The sequence below is a fragment of the Psychrobacillus sp. FSL K6-1415 genome, from assembly GCF_038003185.1.
GTDB lineage: Bacteria > Bacillota > Bacilli > Bacillales_A > Planococcaceae > Psychrobacillus > Psychrobacillus psychrodurans.
The window spans coordinates 2,606,038-2,625,656 of sequence record NZ_JBBOOQ010000001.1 but is presented as its reverse complement, the minus strand read 5'-3'; the positions used below and the strand labels follow the sequence as shown (position 1 = coordinate 2,625,656).

Genomic DNA, 19,619 nt, shown 5'->3' with positions numbered 1-19,619 from the left:
GAGGTGGAACATATGTTAAAATTAAATCTTCAGTTTTTCGCATCCAAAAAAGGAGTAGGTTCGACTCGTAACGGTCGTGACTCTCAATCGAAACGTCTAGGCGCTAAACGTGCTGACGGACAATTCGTATCAGGTGGATCAATTTTATACCGTCAACGCGGGACTAAAATTCATCCAGGTGAAAACGTTGGACGTGGTGGAGATGACACACTTTTTGCGAAAGTTGACGGTGTAGTGCGCTTTGAGCGTTTCGGCCGCGACAAGAAAAAAGTAAGTGTATATCCTGTAGCTCAAGAAGCTTAATGAATAATAAAAGGACTGCATTTATGCAGTCCTTTTTGATTTCTTAGGAAATTTTAATTTATGGCATATAGATAACTTTTCCCATGTAATTCTCCGTCTATACTCCAGTGCTTTTGTTATTTCAAAAATTTCATATAAGTAAGATATACTCTAAAAGCAAAATAGAACTATTCCTGTTATACTAGTAAAGATAGTAAATGTTGGGATGTGTCTAATATGGATCATAGCGAAATTACACTAAATGAAGTACTTCGTCATACAATGCATGATTTTTTAAATAATATGCATATATTACAGATGAACTTAGATATGGGAAAGCCAGAGGAAGCTAGGGCTTTAATACAAAAGTATTCCCAAAAATGCAATCAATTTTTTGATATAAATAATATTGGCTTATATAAAACAAATGAATGGTTACAAACGTTTGGTATTAAATATAATCAATTAACTTTAGATGTTCAAACATCTCTTCTAAATAGAAAAGCAGAAAAATACGATGATGCTTTAAAAGATTATCTAAATAGATTTGTGCAAGCTATTTACCCACATTTTAGAGGATATCAAGAGCAGTTACTGAAAGTTCATATCATTTCAGATGAATTTTTGGAAATACTAATAGATATTCGGGGAGATTGGTCTAATAATAAGTGGCAGGATGAATTAACAGGAGAGTTATTTCAACTGCATATATTAGAAACTACCGACAATTCGATAAAAGTAAAACTAATTGCAAGTGGAAGATTGGAGTGAGGTAAATGTTTGTTGATCACGTGAAAGTATATGTCAAAGGTGGCGACGGCGGAGATGGTATGGTTGGATTCCGACGTGAAAAGTATGTTCCTTTAGGAGGCCCAGCAGGTGGCGACGGAGGAAATGGTGGCGACGTTATCTTCGAGGTAGAAGAAGGTCTTCGTACATTAATGGATTTCCGCTATAAGAGAATTTTTAAAGCTGATAGAGGAGTACATGGCGGTAGTAAGAATATGCATGGTGCCAATGCAGATGATTTAATCATTAAAGTACCACCTGGAACAGTAGTTAAAAATGAAGAAACTGGGGAAGTAATTGCAGATTTAGTTGAGCATGGCCAAAAAGCCGTAATTGCAAGAGGTGGTCGTGGCGGTAGAGGAAACTCTCGTTTCGCAACACCAGCTAATCCGGCTCCAGAGCTATCTGAAAAAGGAGAGCCAGGTTTCGAGTTAAATGTGGAGTTAGAGCTAAAAGTATTAGCGGACGTCGGTCTAGTTGGATTCCCAAGTGTCGGAAAATCCACGTTATTATCCGTTGTATCAGCAGCTAAACCTAAAATTGCTCCATACCATTTTACTACAATTGTACCGAACCTTGGAATGGTGGAAACTGAAGATCATCGTAGTTTTGCGATGGCGGATCTACCAGGACTAATCGAAGGTGCACATGAAGGTGTAGGGCTTGGTCACCAATTCTTACGTCATATCGAGCGTACGCGTGTAATTGTACATGTCATTGATATGTCTGGTATGGAAGGTCGTGATCCTTACGAGGATTATTTGACTATTAACGAGGAGTTAAAACAATATAATCTTCGTTTAACGGAAAGACCTCAAATTATTGTAGCCAATAAAATGGACATGCCAGATTCTGAAGAAAATTTAAAAGCATTTAAAGAAAAAGTCGGATCTGATATGAAAGTATTCCCGATTTCAGCAATTTCTCGTCAAGGTTTACAAGAGTTATTATTTGCTGTAGCCGATATGTTAGAGGTTGCGCCTGAATTCCCACTAGAGGAATTGATGGAAGAAGAAACAGAAACATCTGTAATGTACAAGTATCAAGCTAAACAAGAAGATTTCACAATTTCAAGAGATGATGATGGAGCCTTCGTACTTGCTGGTGGATCAGTTGAAAGATTATTTAAAATGACTGACTTTAGCAGAGAGGATTCTATCCGTAGATTCTCTAGACAGCTACGTGGAATGGGTATTGATGATGCCCTTCGTCAGCGTGGAGCTAAAGATGGGGATACAGTACGATTATTGAAATTTGAATTTGAATTTATCGAATAGTAGAAAGTAGGGAACCGCATGAAAGATGTGACAAGCCAGCGATTTTTTTTAGTCCGGGAGGATGTGCTGACAGAGGCGATGCAAAAAACCTTGGAAGCAAAACACCTCTTGCAATCTGGGAAGGCATCTTCGATATGGGATGCAGTAAAAGAAGTAGACCTCTCTAGAAGTGCTTTTTATAAATATCGTGATGCGGTTTTTCCTTTTCATTCGATTGTTCAAGAACGGATTTTAACTGTATTTCTACAATTAGAGGATAGAGAAGGGACACTTGCTAGACTATTGCAATTGGTTGCTGAATCTACATGTAATGTATTGACGATCCATCAAACGATACCGATTCAAGGCAGAGCTAGTGTAACTTTGTCACTCGATGTAACAGCGATGAACAAGGAATTAGAAGAATTTATAAATGAAATGAAGCGACTGGACTTTGTGGAATCTGCAGAAGTAATTAGCTCTGGTGCTTTATAAGAGAAGTTCCAGCGCTTGAGAAGGAGAAGTTGCTGGAGCCAGACAATGGGGAGGTATTTCTAATGAAAACCAAACAGGTTGCTTTTCTAGGGCCAGAAGCTTCTTTTACACATTTAGCAACTAAGTCATTATTTCAACAAGAGGTGTTAGTGCCAATTCGTACTATACCTGAATGCATTGAAGCTGTTGCAAATGGTGAAGTAGATATAGCAGTAGTTCCTTTGGAAAATGCTTTAGAGGGCACAGTTCCGTTAACGATAGATTATTTATTCCATGAGGCAGAGCTGTACGTTATTGCAGAGCTATTATCTCCAATCGAACAGCATTTGATGGTCCATCCAAATAATGCGGGGCGATGGGAAAACATGACAACCGTTTACTCCCATCCGCATGCTTTGGCACAATGCCACAAATATTTGTTTTACCGATTTGGTAAAGTACCGTTAGAGCAATCATCTTCTACCGCTGCAGCAGCAAAATACGTTTCTGAAAACGAAGACTTATGTATAGCTGCGATTGGAAATACTTCCGCTGCATCAGAATATGGTTTGAAAATTGTCGAACAAAACATACATGATTTTCAATTTAATCACACACGATTTTTTGTGATTTCTAAAAAGAATTATTATATCGAGCAAGAAGGTCATACAGATCAAGTGAAAACAACTGTCATGATCACCTTACCTAAAGACGATCGTTCCGGAGCCTTACATCAGGTGCTTTCCGTTTTTGCGTGGAGACAGCTCAATTTAAGTAAAATTGAGTCAAGACCATTAAAAACAGGTCTAGGGCATTATTTCTTTATCATGGATGTTCTAGAGGACGAAAAGATGCCAATGATGGTTGGTGCAATGGAAGAGTTAAAGGCACTGGGCTGTGGTGTGAAATCATTAGGTTCGTATTATACATACGAAACAAAAAAAGAAGCAATCCGTTCATAAATGGATTCGCTTCGTTTTTTGTTTGAAAAAAGTATATAATAAGTTCCCGTGAATACTGTTTCATGTGACTTTAAATAATAGTAGTGATTTCGGGTTCAGGTGCACCTTCCGCAGGGTGCGATGAGCTATCGCCGTTGCTAATGCATCGTTGTGTTAGGATCAAATTATTTGTAACCTCTTTTGAATTATATATGCTATTATCCATTAATAGATGAAGACAGCAGACCTCCATTTCCACTCGTGGAAATAAAGAGAGACAGAAAGTGTTTTTACCATAATGAAGCCTTATTGCGAACGAAAATAGTATCTTCGAGATCTTGCTCATTATATAGAATAGTGTATTTTCCCTAGTTATCCAAAAACGCAATGACCTGTTTCTTAGTGTTATAGAAAGGGGAAGGAAAGACAAACGCCATAAGATTACCGAAAAAAGTGATAAAGGTTGTGATTGAAGTCACAACCTTTATCACTAAAAATTTACTTGATAATAATATAGCACACACGTCTATCCAAAGCCCTTCGAAAACAATAGAAACAGGTTTATTTTCTTAAAGGATTTTTTATCTTTTCTTTTTACGATAGTACATGAAGAAATTATCCTTCCATCAAATAACCCTTTTCCCTAATTGCACTAATACCCCTATTTAAAATTTCTTCAGTTGGCGCGGATAATAAATGCAAATGAATTCCAGCAGTAAGTTCCAATAAAAATGGAGCATCCGTATCTCGGACCTTCTTTAAAAACATTTCAACGTCGTGTCGATTGGCAACCATGATAGAGGACGTGATTTCTCCATAAACAGGGTGTTCAATGGTAACGTTTTCTACAGTGACTCCAGCATCAACTAAGGTTAGAAGCTCGTCCTCAGAGTGAATGGATTGATGATTGCAAGCGACTCGTCTTTGAATATATGAAGTACCTTCTTTATCAGACAGTACAATATAGCCTTGACTGGTGGACATAATTGAGGCATTCATTGCTTTTAATAATGTTATATCATTAACAATAACCTGCCTGCTAACATTAGTAAGTTTTGCTAACTCAGTGCCAGTCACAGGTGCCTGTTGCTGCTTTAAATAGGAAAAAATCCAATCCCTACGATCCCCGCCTTTTAACTTTTTCAAGATTAACCCCTCCGAACTTGCATAATGACTTGGTTCCTATTCATAAGTTTAACATGAAGGGGTGGTTGTTTGTTTAAAATCTGTGACCATTTTAAGATACTACACATAATTTAAAGGAGAAGGAAGGAGGAAGACCGTGCAAACTCATATTGTTGTTAAAGGGGACACTTTGTGGAAAATTTCCAGGAATTATGGTGTTTCTTTTGAGGAATTAAAGAAAGTAAATGCGCATCTAGCTAATCCGGAATATATTGTGCCAGGTATGAAAATCTTTATTCCGAATTCGAAAAAAATGGAGTCGACAACACATCCATACAGTGACAATAGACCAGTGAAGAAAGAGATGGTCAAAAATGAAATGGTGAAAAAGGAGGAAGTAAAAATCCCGCAACCAATCGACAAAACGAAAACAAAACCAGCGCCACCAGTAATGCCAACACCACCACCAGCACCAGCACCACCTACGTATCAGCAGCCAAAACAACCTGTGCAACCATCACCATCCTATACATTCCCATTTCATATGATGCCTGTCCCTGATATTGATACGACCCCATCACCACAAGGTTGGAGATTAATGGAGTCCACTTCTATTCACATTCATAACCATATCGAGAATTATGATATAAATGTGGATAAAACACCAGTTGCACAACCAACACCACCACCCGTACAACCACAACCAATTCAACCAACACCGCAGCTAACTAGTCCGATAACTGAGGATGCTTCACCTACATTCCCGACAATGTATCCGTGTCCACCACCAGTTCACCAGTTTCCATACATGCAGCACCAAGCAGATTTCGGAGGATGTCCTTGTATACAGATATGTTATGTTCCTGTATATCCATGTCCTCCATATCCCTATCCACATTATTAAAACGTGAGTACGTATATACGACAAATTAAGAAAAATGTATGGAAATGGAAAAATGAAAACGGCATATTCTCTGTAAAAAAGTATCCAACCGTTGAACAGGCGGAAAAAATTCGCCTAATTCATAAAGAATTAGAATACATCGATAAACCTTTTATACTTCCAATTATTGAATCGACACAAGAAGATTTTATTATTCAACCGTGGTATAAGGGGACTCACACAGTTTCCTATCGTTTTAAAGAAGATAGAAAAGCAGTCTACTCTCTTCTAAGTCAGATTCATGAGACCAATAATATAGTTGACTGGGAAGATAGTAATTTATTTTATTCTTTTAATCTTATTTCTAAATGGCAGAATCGGAAATGGAAGATGAATGAAATTTCTTTTTTCATCGAGTCGCATATAGGATGTAATCAGACAAAATTATTATTACTTTGTGGTGATGTTGCATTACGTAATATGAAACCATTTAATATGGAGAAACGTACCCTGCTGCATGGAGATGTTGTTCACCATAACTTTTTATCGGATAGTTCTGATTATAAAATAATTGATTTTGATTTGGCTGTGATCGGTCCAAGAGAAATGGAAAATATTCTATGGATGCACCGAGTACTTCCGGAAATTGATTATGATATTTTGTTGCTTATCTCAGAATTTCCACATCTTGAAAAAGTAGTTCGGCGATACAAAGAAGCGATGATGTATCCAAATGAGCTATACCGAGAGTGGCTGTACGCGTACTCATTACCAAAAGAGCGTAAACAAAAATTTATCGATCAGTTAATACCCTATACGAATAAAGCACTAACAGAATGGCCCAATTTATGCTATACTTTAAGTAAATTATAATCGTACTTTTAAGGAGTTGGTCGCTCGTGCTTTGAGCGGCCATCTTTGTTTGTTATGCTATAATAATAGTATGAATTGCGAGGGATTTAAAGGATGTATGATTACATAAAAGGACAAGTAACTCGAGTAACACCAGAATACGTAGTAGTAGAACAGCAGGGGATTGGTTATCAACTATTTACACCAAATCCATTTGCCTTCAGAAAAAGTGAGGAAATGGTCCAAGTATATACGCATTTTCATGTACGTGAGGATGCACAACAGCTAATGGGATTTCCAACGCTTTCACAGAGGGAGTTATTTCGAAAGCTCATTTTAGTTTCCGGAATCGGTCCCAAAGGTGCTTTGGCTATATTAGCAAGTGGTGAGCCGACTCATGTTATTCAAGCAATAGAGAGAGAAGACGAAACATTTTTAGTGAAATTTCCTGGGGTAGGAAAGAAAACTGCTCGTCAAATGATATTAGATTTAAAAGGAAAACTAAATGATTTAATAGATTTTGAAGAACTGGAATTCGAAGACGATGGACCTAACTTATTTGACAATGGGGAATCCGATCATGAACTAGAAGAGGCAATGCTAGCATTAACAGCTTTAGGCTATTCAGAAAGAGAATTAGCTAAAATTCGTCCATTACTTAAAGCAGATGCTGGACTTCAAACAACCGATCAATTTATGAAAAAAGCCTTACAGTTATTATTTTTAGGTAAATAAACATAAGAAAGGAGGTTCTAGCTATGGATGAACGTGTCATTTCAAGCGAAATTTCCAATTTTGACGAACCTTTCGAACAATCTCTTCGTCCTCAGTTTTTACAGCAATATATTGGGCAAGATAAAATTAAACATAATTTAGAGATATTCATCGAAGCAGCTAAAATGAGAAGTGAAAGTTTAGATCACTGTCTTTTGTACGGACCTCCTGGACTTGGAAAAACAACACTTGCTGCTGTAATTGCAAATGAAATGGACGTACAAATTCGAATGACAAGTGGCCCTGCTATCGAGCGTCCAGGTGACCTAGCTGCAATTGTTAGTTCTTTGGAGCCTGGAGATGTATTGTTTATAGACGAAATTCATCGGTTGAATCGATCCATCGAGGAAGTACTTTATCCTGCTATGGAAGACTTTTGCTTGGATATCGTAGTAGGAAAAGGTCCTGCTGCCAGAAGTGTGCGTCTTGACCTCCCACCGTTTACCTTAATAGGTGCGACTACTAGGGCAGGTGCATTATCTGCACCTTTACGTGATCGCTTTGGAGTATTACTGCGACTAGATTATTATGATGAAGATGCATTAACCTCCATTGTGGCACGTAGTTCAGAGTTATTTAATGCATCCATTGACCACGAATCTGCTGGAGAAATCGCTAGAAGATCTAGAGGTACTCCACGTATTGCTAACCGTTTGTTAAAAAGAGTACGTGATTATGCACAGGTTCGTGGAAATGGGCATATCTCTCTTGATATTGCTAATGAAGCATTGGAGTTGCTTCAAGTAGATCCACGTGGATTAGATCATATAGACCATAAACTAATTTTGTCCATGATTGAACGATTTAGAGGTGGCCCTGTTGGATTAGATACCATTGCAGCTAGTATTGGAGAAGAATCTACTACAATTGAAGATGTGTATGAACCGTACCTGCTGCAAATTGGATTTATCCAACGTTCGCCTAGAGGAAGAATTGTTACCCCACTTGCTTATGAACATTTCGGTATTCCATTGCCAGTGGAAAGAAAAGAATTATAAAGGATGTCCTATATATGAGAGTAGAAGATTTTGATTTTGAATTACCAGAAGAACTAATTGCACAAACTCCGCTGTTAGACAGAACGAGTAGCAAACTATTGATAGCAGATTTTGAAAAACAGTCGTATACACATACTCACTTTAAGGAAATACTAAATGAATTAAATGAAGGAGATTGCCTTGTATTGAACGATACGAAGGTAATGCCTGCTCGCTTAATGGGTATGAAAGAGGAAACAGGAGCTAATGTAGAAGTTCTTTTATTGACACAAATAGAAGGGGATCATTGGGAAACACTTGTGAAACCTGCAAAACGGGTCAAAATAGGCACTGAAATTACATTTGGTGAAGGTTTGTTGAAAGCTGTCTGTACAGGCATCAAAGACCATGGTGGACGAATTTTCCGTTTTGAATATACGGGAGTGTTTTTTGAAGTATTAGACCAATTAGGAGAAATGCCACTTCCCCCATACATTCACGAGAAGTTGGAAAACAAGGATCGCTATCAAACGGTCTATGCAAAAGAGCAGGGTTCTGCTGCAGCTCCAACAGCAGGCCTACATTTTACAGATGCATTATTAGATGAAGTTCGCTTAAAAGGTGTTAAAATAGCATTTGTAACATTACATGTAGGACTTGGAACTTTTCGTCCGGTTAGTGTAGATTCTATCGATGACCATGAAATGCATTCTGAATTTTATCGGATTACACAAGAAACAGCAGATGTAATTAACAAAGTGAAAGCCATTGGAGGAAAAGTTGTAGCAGTTGGGACCACTTCTACTAGAACATTGGAAACAGTGGCAACTAAATTTGATGGACAACTTCAAGCAGATAGTGGATGGACTTCGATATTTATCTATCCAGGTTATGAATTTAAATGTATAGATGGAATGATTACGAATTTCCACTTACCTAAATCTACTTTAGTAATGCTTGTTAGTGCACTTACTTCAAGAGATTTTATTTTGAGTGCCTATAAAGAAGCAGTTGACTTAAAGTATCGCTTTTTCAGTTTTGGCGATGCAATGTTAATAAAAGGAAGGAATTATTAAATGACAGCAATTACGTATGAACTTATAAAAAAAGATAAACAAACAGGTGCTAGGTTGGGTATTGTACACACTCCTCACGGTTCCTTTGAAACACCAGCATTTATGCCAGTAGGTACACAAGCTACTGTAAAAACAATGGCTCCAGAAGAAATAAAAGAGATGAATGCTGGTATTATTCTTAGCAACACGTATCACTTGTGGCTTCGTCCTGGAAATGAAATTATTCGTGAAGCAGGCGGACTTCATAAGTTTATGAACTGGGATCGTGCAATTCTTACAGATTCTGGCGGATTCCAAGTTTTTAGTTTAAGTGATATGCGTAAAATTGAAGAGGAGGGTGTTCATTTTCGCAATCATCTCAATGGGGATAAACTATTCCTAAGTCCTGAAAAATCAATGGAGATTCAAAACGATTTAGGTTCTGATATTATGATGGCCTTTGATGAATGCCCACCTTATCCTGCATCTTTTGAGTATATGAAAGCGTCTGTAGAACGTACATCACGTTGGGCAGAACGTTGTTTAAATGCTCATACGAATACAGATAAGCAAGGGCTATTTGGAATCATCCAAGGTGGAGAGTATGAGGAATTACGTCGTCAATCTGCACAAGATTTAGTTTCTTTAGATTTCCCTGGATATGCAATTGGAGGGTTATCGGTTGGTGAGCCAAAAGATGTAATGAACCGTGTACTTGATTTTACTACTCCAATGATGCCTGACAACAAGCCGCGTTATTTGATGGGTGTTGGATCGCCTGATTCATTAATAGATGGTTCTATTAGAGGCGTAGATATGTTTGACTGTGTATTACCAACACGTATTGCGCGTAATGGTACATTCTTTACTCATCAAGGTCGCCTAGTTATTAAAGGAGCAAAATATGCTCGCGATTTTGGTCCTATCGATGAAAAATGCGATTGTTACACATGTAAAAATTATTCACGTGCTTATATTCGCCATTTATTCAGAGCTGATGAAACGTTTGGCTTACGCCTAGCATCCTATCATAACCTACATTTCCTAATGAAATTAATGGAAAATGTACGACAAGCTATACGTGAAGATCGTCTGCTTGATTTTAAAGAAGAATTTTTTGAAGAATATGGGTATAACAAACCAAATGCAAAAAACTTCTGATTCTTGTATACTAGATAAAGAGGTAAAGGAGGGGAAATAAAAATATGGGTAATTTAGCAGGTTTGTTGCCAATTGTTGCTATGTTCGCTGTAATGTGGTTCTTCATCATTCGACCAGCACAAAAGCGTCAAAAAACAACTTCACAAATGCAAAGCAATCTTAAGCGTGGAGACGATATCATAACTGTTGGTGGTTTACACGCCAAGGTAGATGCAGTAGATGATCAAACAATCTTTGTTACTGTTGCAGACGGAACTCGCTTACAATTCGAGCGCGTAGCAGTAGGACGAGTAGTTTCAGAGTCAAAGTTATAATAAAAAGTGAATGGGTCTATGATAGTCATGTTAGGCACTGGAAGGATTTTGAGTAAAAGTGTAGCTTGTTTACTCAAAATCCTGAAGCACTATATAAGTGCTTCAAATGCCTGGACAAACCACATAAATTCGCAGTATTCTAGGTTTAGATACATAATATTTTATCTTTACTAAAATACATAAAAAAGAACTTGCTCAATATATGAGTAAGTTCTTTTTCTTTGGGCATGGTAATTATGAGGTGATTATGTGCAGGACATACTCATAATAATAATTCGGACATTTATTTTGTACTGGTTTATTTTACTGATTTTTCGTTTGATGGGAAAACGAGAAGTGGGCGAGTTAAGTATTTTTGACTTGGTTGTTTTTCTTTTAATAGCCGAGGTTGCAGGCTTTTCATTGGATGATCCTCAAAGTAGTTTTATCAATGCAATTGTCCCAGTTCTTATGCTATTTTTCATCCAGATGGGCGTTTCCTACTTTTCATTAAAAAGCAAAAAGTTTCGGGATGTCATGGAAGGTGAACCTTCTATACTAATAAGAGATGGAATAATCGTTGAAAAAGAGATGAGAAAACAACGTTATAATTTAGATGACTTGCTTCAACAATTACGTGAACAACAGATTGGTTCTATTCAATCAGTCTCTTATGCTTTTTTGGAGTCATCAGGTAACTTATCTGTTTTTAAAAAAGAAGAAGAACAATATGTATTTCCTCTCATTATCGATGGCGAAATACAACATAGACATTTAGAGCATATTGGTAAAAATGAAAAATGGTTGATACAAGAACTAGAGCAAAAGCAAATTTTGAACTATAAAAAAATATTTTACTGTAGTTATGAGAATGAGAATCTCTATATTCAACTAAAGACATCATTTTAGTTCTTACATTAAAACCTATTTTTTGATGATTTGGCAATCTTGAAAATGACACTAATCTCTTTGCGTTTAATCTGTCTAAAAAGTACCAGAGCGACTGTTAAATATACCAAGGTGAGTAGACAATCGATTAGTAATGGTTGACTTCCAATAGAAATAACCAATGGTCTTGAGATAATTGTTATTAAGAATACTGCATAGGGAATTACAAAAAAAGAGAAGCCAATTTGTGCTTCTTTTTTTTCTTTCAAAGAAGCGATATGTAAAAAAGAAGTAATCAATACTCCAAATCCAATCGCAACGACAGCACCTTTTTCTTGAATAGTAGCTTGGGAAGCAAGAAAAAATAGTAACAATAGTTTTCCTACGCCACCATATAAGGAATTGAGAAATGCAGCCTTTGAATTATTTAATGCCTGCAAAATAGAAAATAAAGGGCTTTGAATATAATAAAAGAAAAAAATCGGTGACAGAATTTTCATATAAACCGTTGCGTTTTCAACATGAAATAGTGACTCAACTAGTTCCCCACCGTGTAAATAAAATAACGTTGCTGCATAACAGCCCGTTAAGGTAGAAAACTTTAGAGATAGGTGAATTCTTTCTTTTAATAGCGTTAAATTTTTTCGTGCAAATGCATCACTAACTGCAGGTATTAGGACGATAGAAAGTGCGTACGGTATGAATGAAGGAAACAATAACAAAGGAACTAACACACCTGAAATAACTCCATAAAGAGTAGTAGCTGCAACTGCAGTAATTCCAGTAATAGCTAAAGCTTTGATAAAAATGATTGGCTCCAAAAACCATGTAAATGATCCGAATAACCGACTTCCTGAAGATGGTAGAGCAATTGCGAAGAGAGGTGATAATGGATATGCTTTAGATTTTTTATTATAGGTTTGCTTAGTTTTCCATCTGTCATATTTCCATTTTAAGTAAAGCAAAGCGATAAGTTCAGCGACAAGAGCTAAAATCATTGCATAAGCAGCGGCTTCTTGTGGAGAAGCAGATGTAAGAAAAAATGGAAGTAAAAAGGTAATTAATAAAATACGCACAATTTGTTCCATTAATTGGGCTACTGCGGTTTCTTCTAATCTTGCTATACCTTGAAAAAATCCTTTTAATATTCCTCCAGCTGCAGCAATTGGAACGATTGCGATGGAAACATACAAAGTCATAGTGATTGCATCATTTTTTAATAGACTACCCGAGATATAAGGAGTTACGAAGATAAATAATGGTGTGAATATTAAAATCGAAATAACTGTAACAATAACAGAGGTTCGCATAACAGAAAAATAATCCGATGTGGCACTTCTTGCGCGTAACTCTGCAATAATTTTAGCCATTGCAATTGGAATACCAAGTTGTACCAAAGAAAGGAAAAAGATGAAAGCTGGATAAGCAGTCATATAAATCCCAACTGTTTCTTCACCTGTTAAACGAACAAACTGCATACGATAAATAAATCCTAAAAACTTAGACAAAAAAATAGAAATCATTAACACAATGGACCCTTTTAAAAATGTTGACAACTAAACACTTCCTTCTCAAATACAGGAACTTCGTATACAATAACAATATGCATATTGCTTAGTACATTATTCTTTAAAAGAGGTGCGATATTATGGAAAATAATTATGAAGATATTTTTACGCACGTACTACCAGCTATAGAAAGTAAGAGAAATGAGTTTGTCGTTTATCAATACAATACAGTTACAGAAATGGATATTTGGAAATTTTGTGTGACAAAAAAATGGAGAAAAAAAGAAATATCTTCGTTGCCTCTTTATCAAATCATAAATGATATTTTAACTATTTCTCCCGCTGAATTTATGACATTTGAGCAAATTGAAAATCAAAGAACATCTAATTGGTTTTCTGAGATTAATCAAGACGAATTGCAATTGTTATTAAATCCCATTTCTGAAGAACATTAAATGCATCGTTATTTGACAGTGAGCGCAACGTGTTTCATAATAAACTTGTTGCTTTTTTTTGAGGAGGAAATCTACATATGAAAACTAGAGGACGCATAGTTGCGTTTTTATTGTTACTCGTTATTTTTGCAGGAACAATCAGTCCCACTGCTACAGGCGTACTGAACAATATTAAACTCGGTCTAGATCTTCAAGGTGGTTTTGAGGTTCTTTATCAAGTAAATGAATTAAAGGATGGACAGAAAATAACGGAAGACGTTGTAGCAGATACCGCTTCAGCACTTACGAGCCGTATTGACGTATTGGGTGTAAGTGAGCCTAGTATTCAAATTGAAGATGGCAACCGTATTCGAGTACAGCTTGCTGGTGTGGATGATCAGAATTCTGCCAGAGAGTTACTTTCAACACAAGCGAATTTAACATTCAGAGATTCCGATGATAATATAATGCTAGACGGGATGGACTTGAAAGAAGGCGGTGCTAAGGGAGCTTTTGATCAACAAGGACAACCTATCGTAACATTAGAATTAAAAGATGCGAATAAATTTGCAGAAATTACTTCAGAGATTGCTGCTAAACCAGCGCCAGACAATGTGCTAGTTATTTGGTTAGACTTTGAAGAAGGTGTGGATTCATACAAAGAGGAAGTTTTGAAGCCTGAAAAAGAGCAAAAATTCACTTCAGCTCCACGAGTTTCTCAGCGTATTAACTCAGATAGCGTTGAAATTTCCGGTGCATTTACAGTAGATGAAACAAAAAATCTATCGGGAATTTTAAATGCTGGTGCTCTTCCAGTTGAGTTAGAAGAAATCTACTCCACCTCAGTAGGTGCACAATTCGGAGAAGAAGCATTAAACAGTACAATTTTGGCTAGTATTATAGGTGTTGCGGCAATTTTCATATTTATGATTGCATATTATAGATTGCCTGGTATTATTGCAGTTATTTCATTGGTTGTGTATATTTTCTTGATCTTAGTAATTTTTGATTGGATTAATGGTGTACTAACACTTCCAGGAATTGCAGCAATTGTTCTTGGGGTAGGGATGGCAGTAGATGCAAACATCCTAACTTATGAGCGAGTACGAGAAGAGTTACGTGTAGGTAAGTCGGTGAAGAAAGCATTTGATGCTGGAGCGAAAGAATCCTTTACTGCTATTTTCGATGCAAATATTACTACTTTATTAGCAGCTGCGGTATTATTCTTCTTCGGCACAAGTTCTGTAAAAGGATTTGCTACACTGTTAATCATTAGTATTTTAGTTATATTCATTACAGCAGTATGGGCTTCGCGTATTTTACTTGGACTACTTGTTCATAGTGGCTACTTTGATAACAAACCAGGTTGGTTTGGTATTCCGAAGAAAAGAATGCATGCTCCAGAAGAAGAAACGGATACGTTAGATTTAACAACAAAATTTGATCGATTTGATTTTGTTCGTAGTCGTAAAGTTTTCTACATCGCATCTATAACACTAACGATTGCAGGAATTATAATTTTAAGTGTGTTCAAGTTAAATCTTGGTATTGATTTTTCTTCTGGGACACGTGTTCAAATTAATTCCACTCAGCCATTAACAAATGCACTTGTTACGGAGAAAATAGAAAGTATCGGCTTGCCTTCAGATGATATTGTAATTTCTGGTGATAACGGAGATAGTGCAGTCGTACGCTATAAAGACGACTTTACACAAGAAGAAATTAAAACATTAAAAACAGAAATGAATGAGCAGTTTGGGAAGGAACCATCTGTGAGTACGGTTTCACCAACTGTAGGACAAGAACTTGTCAAAAATGCATTAAAAGCATTGGCGTTTGCTGCTCTTGGAATAATCATTTATGTCGCATTCCGATTTGAGTGGAGAATGGGGCTAGCATCGATCGTTTCGCTACTTCATGATGCATTCTTAATGGTTACTATATTCAGTATACTGCGGTTAGAAGTAGATATTACATTTATCGCAGCAGTCTTAACGATAGTCGGTTATTCTATAAACGATACGATTGTAACATTTGACCGTATTCGAGAAAACCTACATCGTAGTGCTAAAATTACATCCGAAGATGAGCTTGCAACGATTGTAAATAAATCATTACGACAAACGCTAGGTCGTTCTGTAAATACGGTTCTTACAGTAATTTTAGTTGTTGTAGCACTATTGATATTCGGTGCAGAAGGTATACGTAACTTCTCTATTGCTTTATTAATTGGGTTAATAGCCGGAACGTATTCTTCCATTTACATTGGAGCACAAATTTGGTTTGACTTGAAAGTGAAAGAAATGCGTAAAAATGGCGGTATTGATGTGAAAAAAGAAGAGAAAAAATGGGGTTCTGATGAGCCAGTCGTATAATGTTTAAGTATAATATGGAGCAGGGTATAACTTTTATATACTCTGTTCCATATTTTTCTATACTACAAAGTAAAGGAGTGCCACTATGAAATTTCAATGGTCATTATTATTTGGATTGCTTTTTGCTATTATTATTGCTTTATTTGCCATTTACAATGTAGACACGGTTCCGGTCAATTATGTATTTGGAACTGCACAATGGCCACTTATCCTCGTTATCTTGGGCTCAGCTTTATTAGGAGCGCTCCTAAGTGGGTCTGTTGCAATTTATCGATCATTTATATTATCAAGGAAAGTTAAGCACTTAGAGAAAGACCTTGAAAAGAAAGAGGCTACCATTAATGTTCTACAAAACGAGGTAGTAGCCCACAAAGAAAAACCAGTAGATTTTTTTGAAGAACCAGTTACTGTAAAAGATGAAAATTCAACTATTTAAAGAGAAAACCTTCTGACGAAAGTCAGAAGGTTTTTTTAAAATAATATATAAAAATGTATCGTGTACACTCGATTCAAGATACTTTTTAGCATGAGATATACTGCTGATTGATTTTAAAGTTTTGATCTTAAGAGACCGAGCATTTTTTTTCACAGTTTTTCTTATTGAGAGGGTATTCGTACATAGATGTACTGCTTTTTCACAACGTTACAACTACAGATAAGGTATAATAGATTACAAGGAAGTGAATAAAATGATTAAATCTCAAAAAAAATGGCAAGTTTCAAGGCCTAATATAAATGTAGTAGAAATGTTAGAAAAGGAGCTTTCAATTCCGAGAGTTTGTGCAAAGGTATTAGCTTCTAGGGGATTTGAGCGCGTTGAGGATGCAAAATCATTTTTACATGTAACAGCAGACCAATTACATAATCCGTTTTTATTTCCAGGTATGGAGGCGTTGGTTGCTCGTGTGCATCAAGCAATAGATGCAGAAGAACGTATTATGGTTTATGGAGATTATGATGCGGATGGCATTACAAGCACAACTATCATGGTGAAGACGTTAGAGTCACTAGGTGCTGATGTCATCTATAAGATTCCAAATAGATTTATAGATGGCTATGGTCCGAGTGAGCGCTTGTTTCAAGAAGCTTTTGATGAAGGGGTTAAACTAATAATAACTGTTGATAACGGTATTTCTGGTTTAAAGCCTATTGAGTTTGCGAAAGGGTTAGGGATGGACGTTATTGTAACAGATCATCATGAGCCTGGTGAAAATCTCCCAATGGCGGATATTATTATTCATCCGAATTTAAGGGATTCTACCTATCCTTTTCCGCACCTAGCAGGAGTAGGTGTTGCTTTTAAAGTAGCTCATGCATTATTAGAGGAAATTCCAAAGGAGTTCTTTTATCTAGTTGCAATCGGTACAATCGCGGATCTTGTTTCTTTAACAGGGGAGAATCGTTATTTAGTTCAACAAGGTTTAAAACAAATGCAGCAGACAGATTCTGTAGCGATAGAAGCACTAGCAAACATAAGTGGAGTAGAGCTAAGTTCTATTGATGAAGAGACAGTTGGATTTATGTTTGGTCCACGCATTAATGCGGTAGGAAGACTAGGAGAAGCTGCGCCTGGTGTAGATTTGTTCTTAACGGAAAACCCTAACCACGCACTAGCATTGGCTAATATGCTAAATGAAAAAAATAAAGAACGACAAGCAATCGTTAAGCAAATTACAGATGAAGCAATGGAACAACTAGAGCAATTTTCTCCAACGGAAGGACCAAGTGTCATAGTAGTAGGGAAGGTCGGTTGGAATCCAGGAGTGCTTGGTATTGTTGCATCTAAGCTGGTAGAAAAATACTATAGACCAGCTATTGTTTTAGGATTTGATGAAGAAAAAAATATTGCAAAAGGTTCCGCTCGTAGTATTGAAGGATTCCATATGTATAAAGAGCTTGCCAAGAATCAGGATATTGTCCCGCATTTTGGTGGGCATCCTATGGCTGCTGGTATGACATTACCTTTAGAAAATGTGGATGAGTTGCGGGCAAGACTAAATGATCAAGCCAAAACAAGTTTAACAGAGGAACAGCTAATACCGATTGTATCTATAGACGTTCCATTAGAGATGGATGAAATATCTACAGAATCTATTGAATCCCTAAAAAAACTAGCTCCGTTTGGTATGGACTTTGCAAAACCTGTTTACTGCATAGAAAACGTAGAGGTTTCATCCATTCGAAAAATTGGCTCTGCACAAAATCACTTGAAAATGGAATTAAAACAAGATGCCGTCTTATTAGATGCAATTGGATTTGGAAAAGGACAACTAGCAGATGAAATTGCACCAACGACCAAATTGTCATTTATTGGAGATTTGCAAATAAATGAATGGAATGGACGAAAAAAAGCCCAATTGATGATACAGGATGTAAAAACTGATGAATGGCAGCTTTTTGATATTAGAGGAATCCGCCAAGTGAATCGCTGGAAACCACTAATTCCTGTAGAGGATACAGTATATATTGCTTTTAATGAACAAACGATTAAGCATTTTAGTTCTACCATCGACAGCAAGCTCTATTTGGTAAATGAATTACTAGAACAGCCGATTCAAGCTCAATTTGCCGTACTATTGGATTTACCAGAAGATGAGCAAACTTTGGTTAAACTAATGCAATATCTTTCTTTTAAACGAATATACGCACACTTTTATACAAATGAATCTTCTTATTTTGAGGGATTACCTACAAGAGAACAGTTTAAATGGTATTTCTCTCTACTAACAAAAAGAAAATCATTTGCATTGAAACAGCATGTACACGAATTATCCAAACATACAGGTTGGAGCCAAAATACATTTAATTTTATGTCGAAGGTGTTTTTTGAACTAAATTTTGTTAGAATAGACAATGGGATGTTAGTGCTTAATGAAAATCTAGCTAAAAAAGATTTATCCGAGGCACCATCATATAAGAATAGAGAGAAACAGATGGAACTTGAACAGAAGTTATTATATGCCCCGTATATAGAGCTGAAACAATGGTTTGAAGAGCGTAGAGCAGTACAAACCGTTCCTGAGGAGGAGCAAATATGGATTTAAAGCAGTATGTAACAACAGTAGAAGATTGGCCAAAACCAGGTATTAGTTTTAAAGATATTACAACAATTATGGATAATGGAGAAGCATATAAATATGCAACTGACCAAATTGTAGAATATGCAAAAAAAGTGGATGCTGAGCTAATTGTAGGACCAGAAGCACGTGGATTTATCACTGGATGTCCAGTTGCATATGCGCTAGGTATTGGTTTTGCTCCAGTTCGTAAAGAAGGTAAACTACCTCGTGAAGTAGTTCGTGCTGAATACGGCTTAGAATATGGAAAAGATGTTTTAACGATGCACAAAGATGCTGTTAAACCAGGTCAACGTGTATTAATCGTCGATGATCTATTAGCGACAGGTGGTACTATTGATGCTACAATTCGATTAGTAGAAGAAATGGGCGGAGTAGTTGTAGGTTGTGCATTTTTAATAGAACTTACTTATCTAGAAGGACGTAACAAACTAGATAACTATGATATTTGTACATTGATGCAGTATTGATCATT

20 protein-coding genes are annotated in these 19,619 nt (G+C 36.6%); 18 read left to right on the top strand and 2 right to left on the bottom strand.

The window, feature by feature from the left end; all coding sequences use genetic code 11:
- Positions 1-12: 12 nt before the first annotated feature.
- The 5 genes from rpmA (at position 13) to pheA (ending at position 3,763) form a co-directional block, all read left to right on the top strand.
- On the top strand, positions 13-303 hold the full coding sequence (gene rpmA / locus MKY60_RS12425; protein ID WP_090564003.1) for a 50S ribosomal protein L27: 291 nt from the start codon (positions 13-15) through the stop codon (positions 301-303).
- A gap of 216 nt (positions 304-519) precedes the next feature.
- The gene (locus tag MKY60_RS12420) at positions 520-1,053 is read left to right on the top strand and encodes a Spo0B domain-containing protein (RefSeq protein ID WP_090564001.1); all 534 of its coding nucleotides are present in this window, start codon (positions 520-522) and stop codon (positions 1,051-1,053) included.
- Positions 1,054-1,058: 5 nt separating this feature from the next.
- On the top strand, positions 1,059-2,348 hold the full coding sequence (gene obgE, locus MKY60_RS12415; protein WP_090563999.1) for a GTPase ObgE: 1,290 nt from the start codon (positions 1,059-1,061) through the stop codon (positions 2,346-2,348).
- A gap of 18 nt (positions 2,349-2,366) precedes the next feature.
- Positions 2,367-2,822: an ACT domain-containing protein gene (locus tag MKY60_RS12410; protein ID WP_090563997.1), complete on the top strand. Its 456-nt coding sequence runs from the start codon at positions 2,367-2,369 to the stop codon at positions 2,820-2,822.
- 62 nt (positions 2,823-2,884) lie between these two features.
- Positions 2,885-3,763, top strand: coding sequence for a prephenate dehydratase (gene pheA / locus MKY60_RS12405; protein ID WP_241596650.1), 879 nt, complete (start codon positions 2,885-2,887; stop codon positions 3,761-3,763).
- Positions 3,764-4,357: 594 nt separating this feature from the next.
- Here pheA and MKY60_RS12400 read toward each other — a convergent pair.
- Positions 4,358-4,888, bottom strand: a complete 531-nt coding sequence (locus MKY60_RS12400) for a transcription repressor NadR (RefSeq protein ID WP_241596648.1) — start codon at positions 4,886-4,888, stop codon at positions 4,358-4,360.
- 136 nt (positions 4,889-5,024) lie between these two features.
- Here MKY60_RS12400 and safA point away from each other — a divergent pair, with 136 nt between their 5' ends.
- From safA to MKY60_RS12360, 8 genes are all read left to right on the top strand, one after another.
- Complete coding sequence (gene safA / locus MKY60_RS12395) at positions 5,025-5,771, top strand: SafA/ExsA family spore coat assembly protein (RefSeq protein ID WP_340930010.1); 747 nt, start codon at positions 5,025-5,027, stop codon at positions 5,769-5,771.
- A 3-nt stretch (positions 5,772-5,774) separates the two neighbouring features.
- Entirely contained in the window at positions 5,775-6,623 is an 849-nt protein-coding gene (locus tag MKY60_RS12390; protein ID WP_093496537.1) for a hypothetical protein, read from the top strand.
- A 93-nt stretch (positions 6,624-6,716) separates the two neighbouring features.
- Positions 6,717-7,337, top strand: coding sequence for a Holliday junction branch migration protein RuvA (ruvA, locus tag MKY60_RS12385; protein ID WP_093496538.1), 621 nt, complete (start codon positions 6,717-6,719; stop codon positions 7,335-7,337).
- 23 nt (positions 7,338-7,360) lie between these two features.
- Entirely contained in the window at positions 7,361-8,374 is a 1,014-nt protein-coding gene (gene ruvB / locus MKY60_RS12380; RefSeq protein ID WP_241596643.1) for a Holliday junction branch migration DNA helicase RuvB, read from the top strand.
- Positions 8,375-8,388: 14 nt separating this feature from the next.
- Positions 8,389-9,429, top strand: a complete 1,041-nt coding sequence (gene queA, locus MKY60_RS12375; RefSeq protein ID WP_340930009.1) for a tRNA preQ1(34) S-adenosylmethionine ribosyltransferase-isomerase QueA — start codon at positions 8,389-8,391, stop codon at positions 9,427-9,429.
- Positions 9,430-10,569, top strand: a complete 1,140-nt coding sequence (gene tgt, locus MKY60_RS12370; protein ID WP_090563979.1) for a tRNA guanosine(34) transglycosylase Tgt — start codon at positions 9,430-9,432, stop codon at positions 10,567-10,569.
- A 44-nt stretch (positions 10,570-10,613) separates the two neighbouring features.
- A complete protein-coding gene (yajC, locus tag MKY60_RS12365; RefSeq protein WP_090563977.1) occupies positions 10,614-10,883 on the top strand; it encodes a preprotein translocase subunit YajC in 270 nt (89 codons plus the stop codon).
- Between the two features lie 249 nt (positions 10,884-11,132).
- Entirely contained in the window at positions 11,133-11,771 is a 639-nt protein-coding gene (locus MKY60_RS12360; RefSeq protein WP_093496541.1) for a DUF421 domain-containing protein, read from the top strand.
- A gap of 8 nt (positions 11,772-11,779) precedes the next feature.
- Here MKY60_RS12360 and MKY60_RS12355 read toward each other — a convergent pair whose 3' ends face one another.
- The gene (locus MKY60_RS12355; RefSeq protein WP_241596624.1) at positions 11,780-13,306 is read right to left on the bottom strand and encodes a putative polysaccharide biosynthesis protein; all 1,527 of its coding nucleotides are present in this window, start codon (positions 13,304-13,306) and stop codon (positions 11,780-11,782) included.
- A 92-nt stretch (positions 13,307-13,398) separates the two neighbouring features.
- Here MKY60_RS12355 and MKY60_RS12350 point away from each other — a divergent pair, with 92 nt between their 5' ends.
- The 5 genes from MKY60_RS12350 to MKY60_RS12330 all read left to right on the top strand — a co-directional run bounded on the left by MKY60_RS12350 (position 13,399) and on the right by MKY60_RS12330 (position 19,614).
- Positions 13,399-13,713 (top strand): post-transcriptional regulator, encoded by a 315-nt coding sequence (locus MKY60_RS12350; RefSeq protein ID WP_090563970.1) that lies wholly within the window; start codon positions 13,399-13,401, stop codon positions 13,711-13,713.
- 77 nt (positions 13,714-13,790) lie between these two features.
- Entirely contained in the window at positions 13,791-16,067 is a 2,277-nt protein-coding gene (gene secDF / locus MKY60_RS12345) for a protein translocase subunit SecDF (RefSeq protein WP_340880049.1), read from the top strand.
- 85 nt (positions 16,068-16,152) lie between these two features.
- A complete protein-coding gene (locus MKY60_RS12340; RefSeq protein ID WP_241596618.1) occupies positions 16,153-16,503 on the top strand; it encodes a LapA family protein in 351 nt (116 codons plus the stop codon).
- A gap of 253 nt (positions 16,504-16,756) precedes the next feature.
- Positions 16,757-19,111, top strand: a complete 2,355-nt coding sequence (gene recJ, locus MKY60_RS12335) for a single-stranded-DNA-specific exonuclease RecJ (protein ID WP_340880048.1) — start codon at positions 16,757-16,759, stop codon at positions 19,109-19,111.
- Positions 19,102-19,614 (top strand): adenine phosphoribosyltransferase, encoded by a 513-nt coding sequence (locus tag MKY60_RS12330; protein WP_090563954.1) that lies wholly within the window; start codon positions 19,102-19,104, stop codon positions 19,612-19,614. The genes recJ and MKY60_RS12330 overlap by 10 nt, the downstream gene beginning before the upstream one ends.
- Positions 19,615-19,619 lie beyond the last annotated feature (5 nt).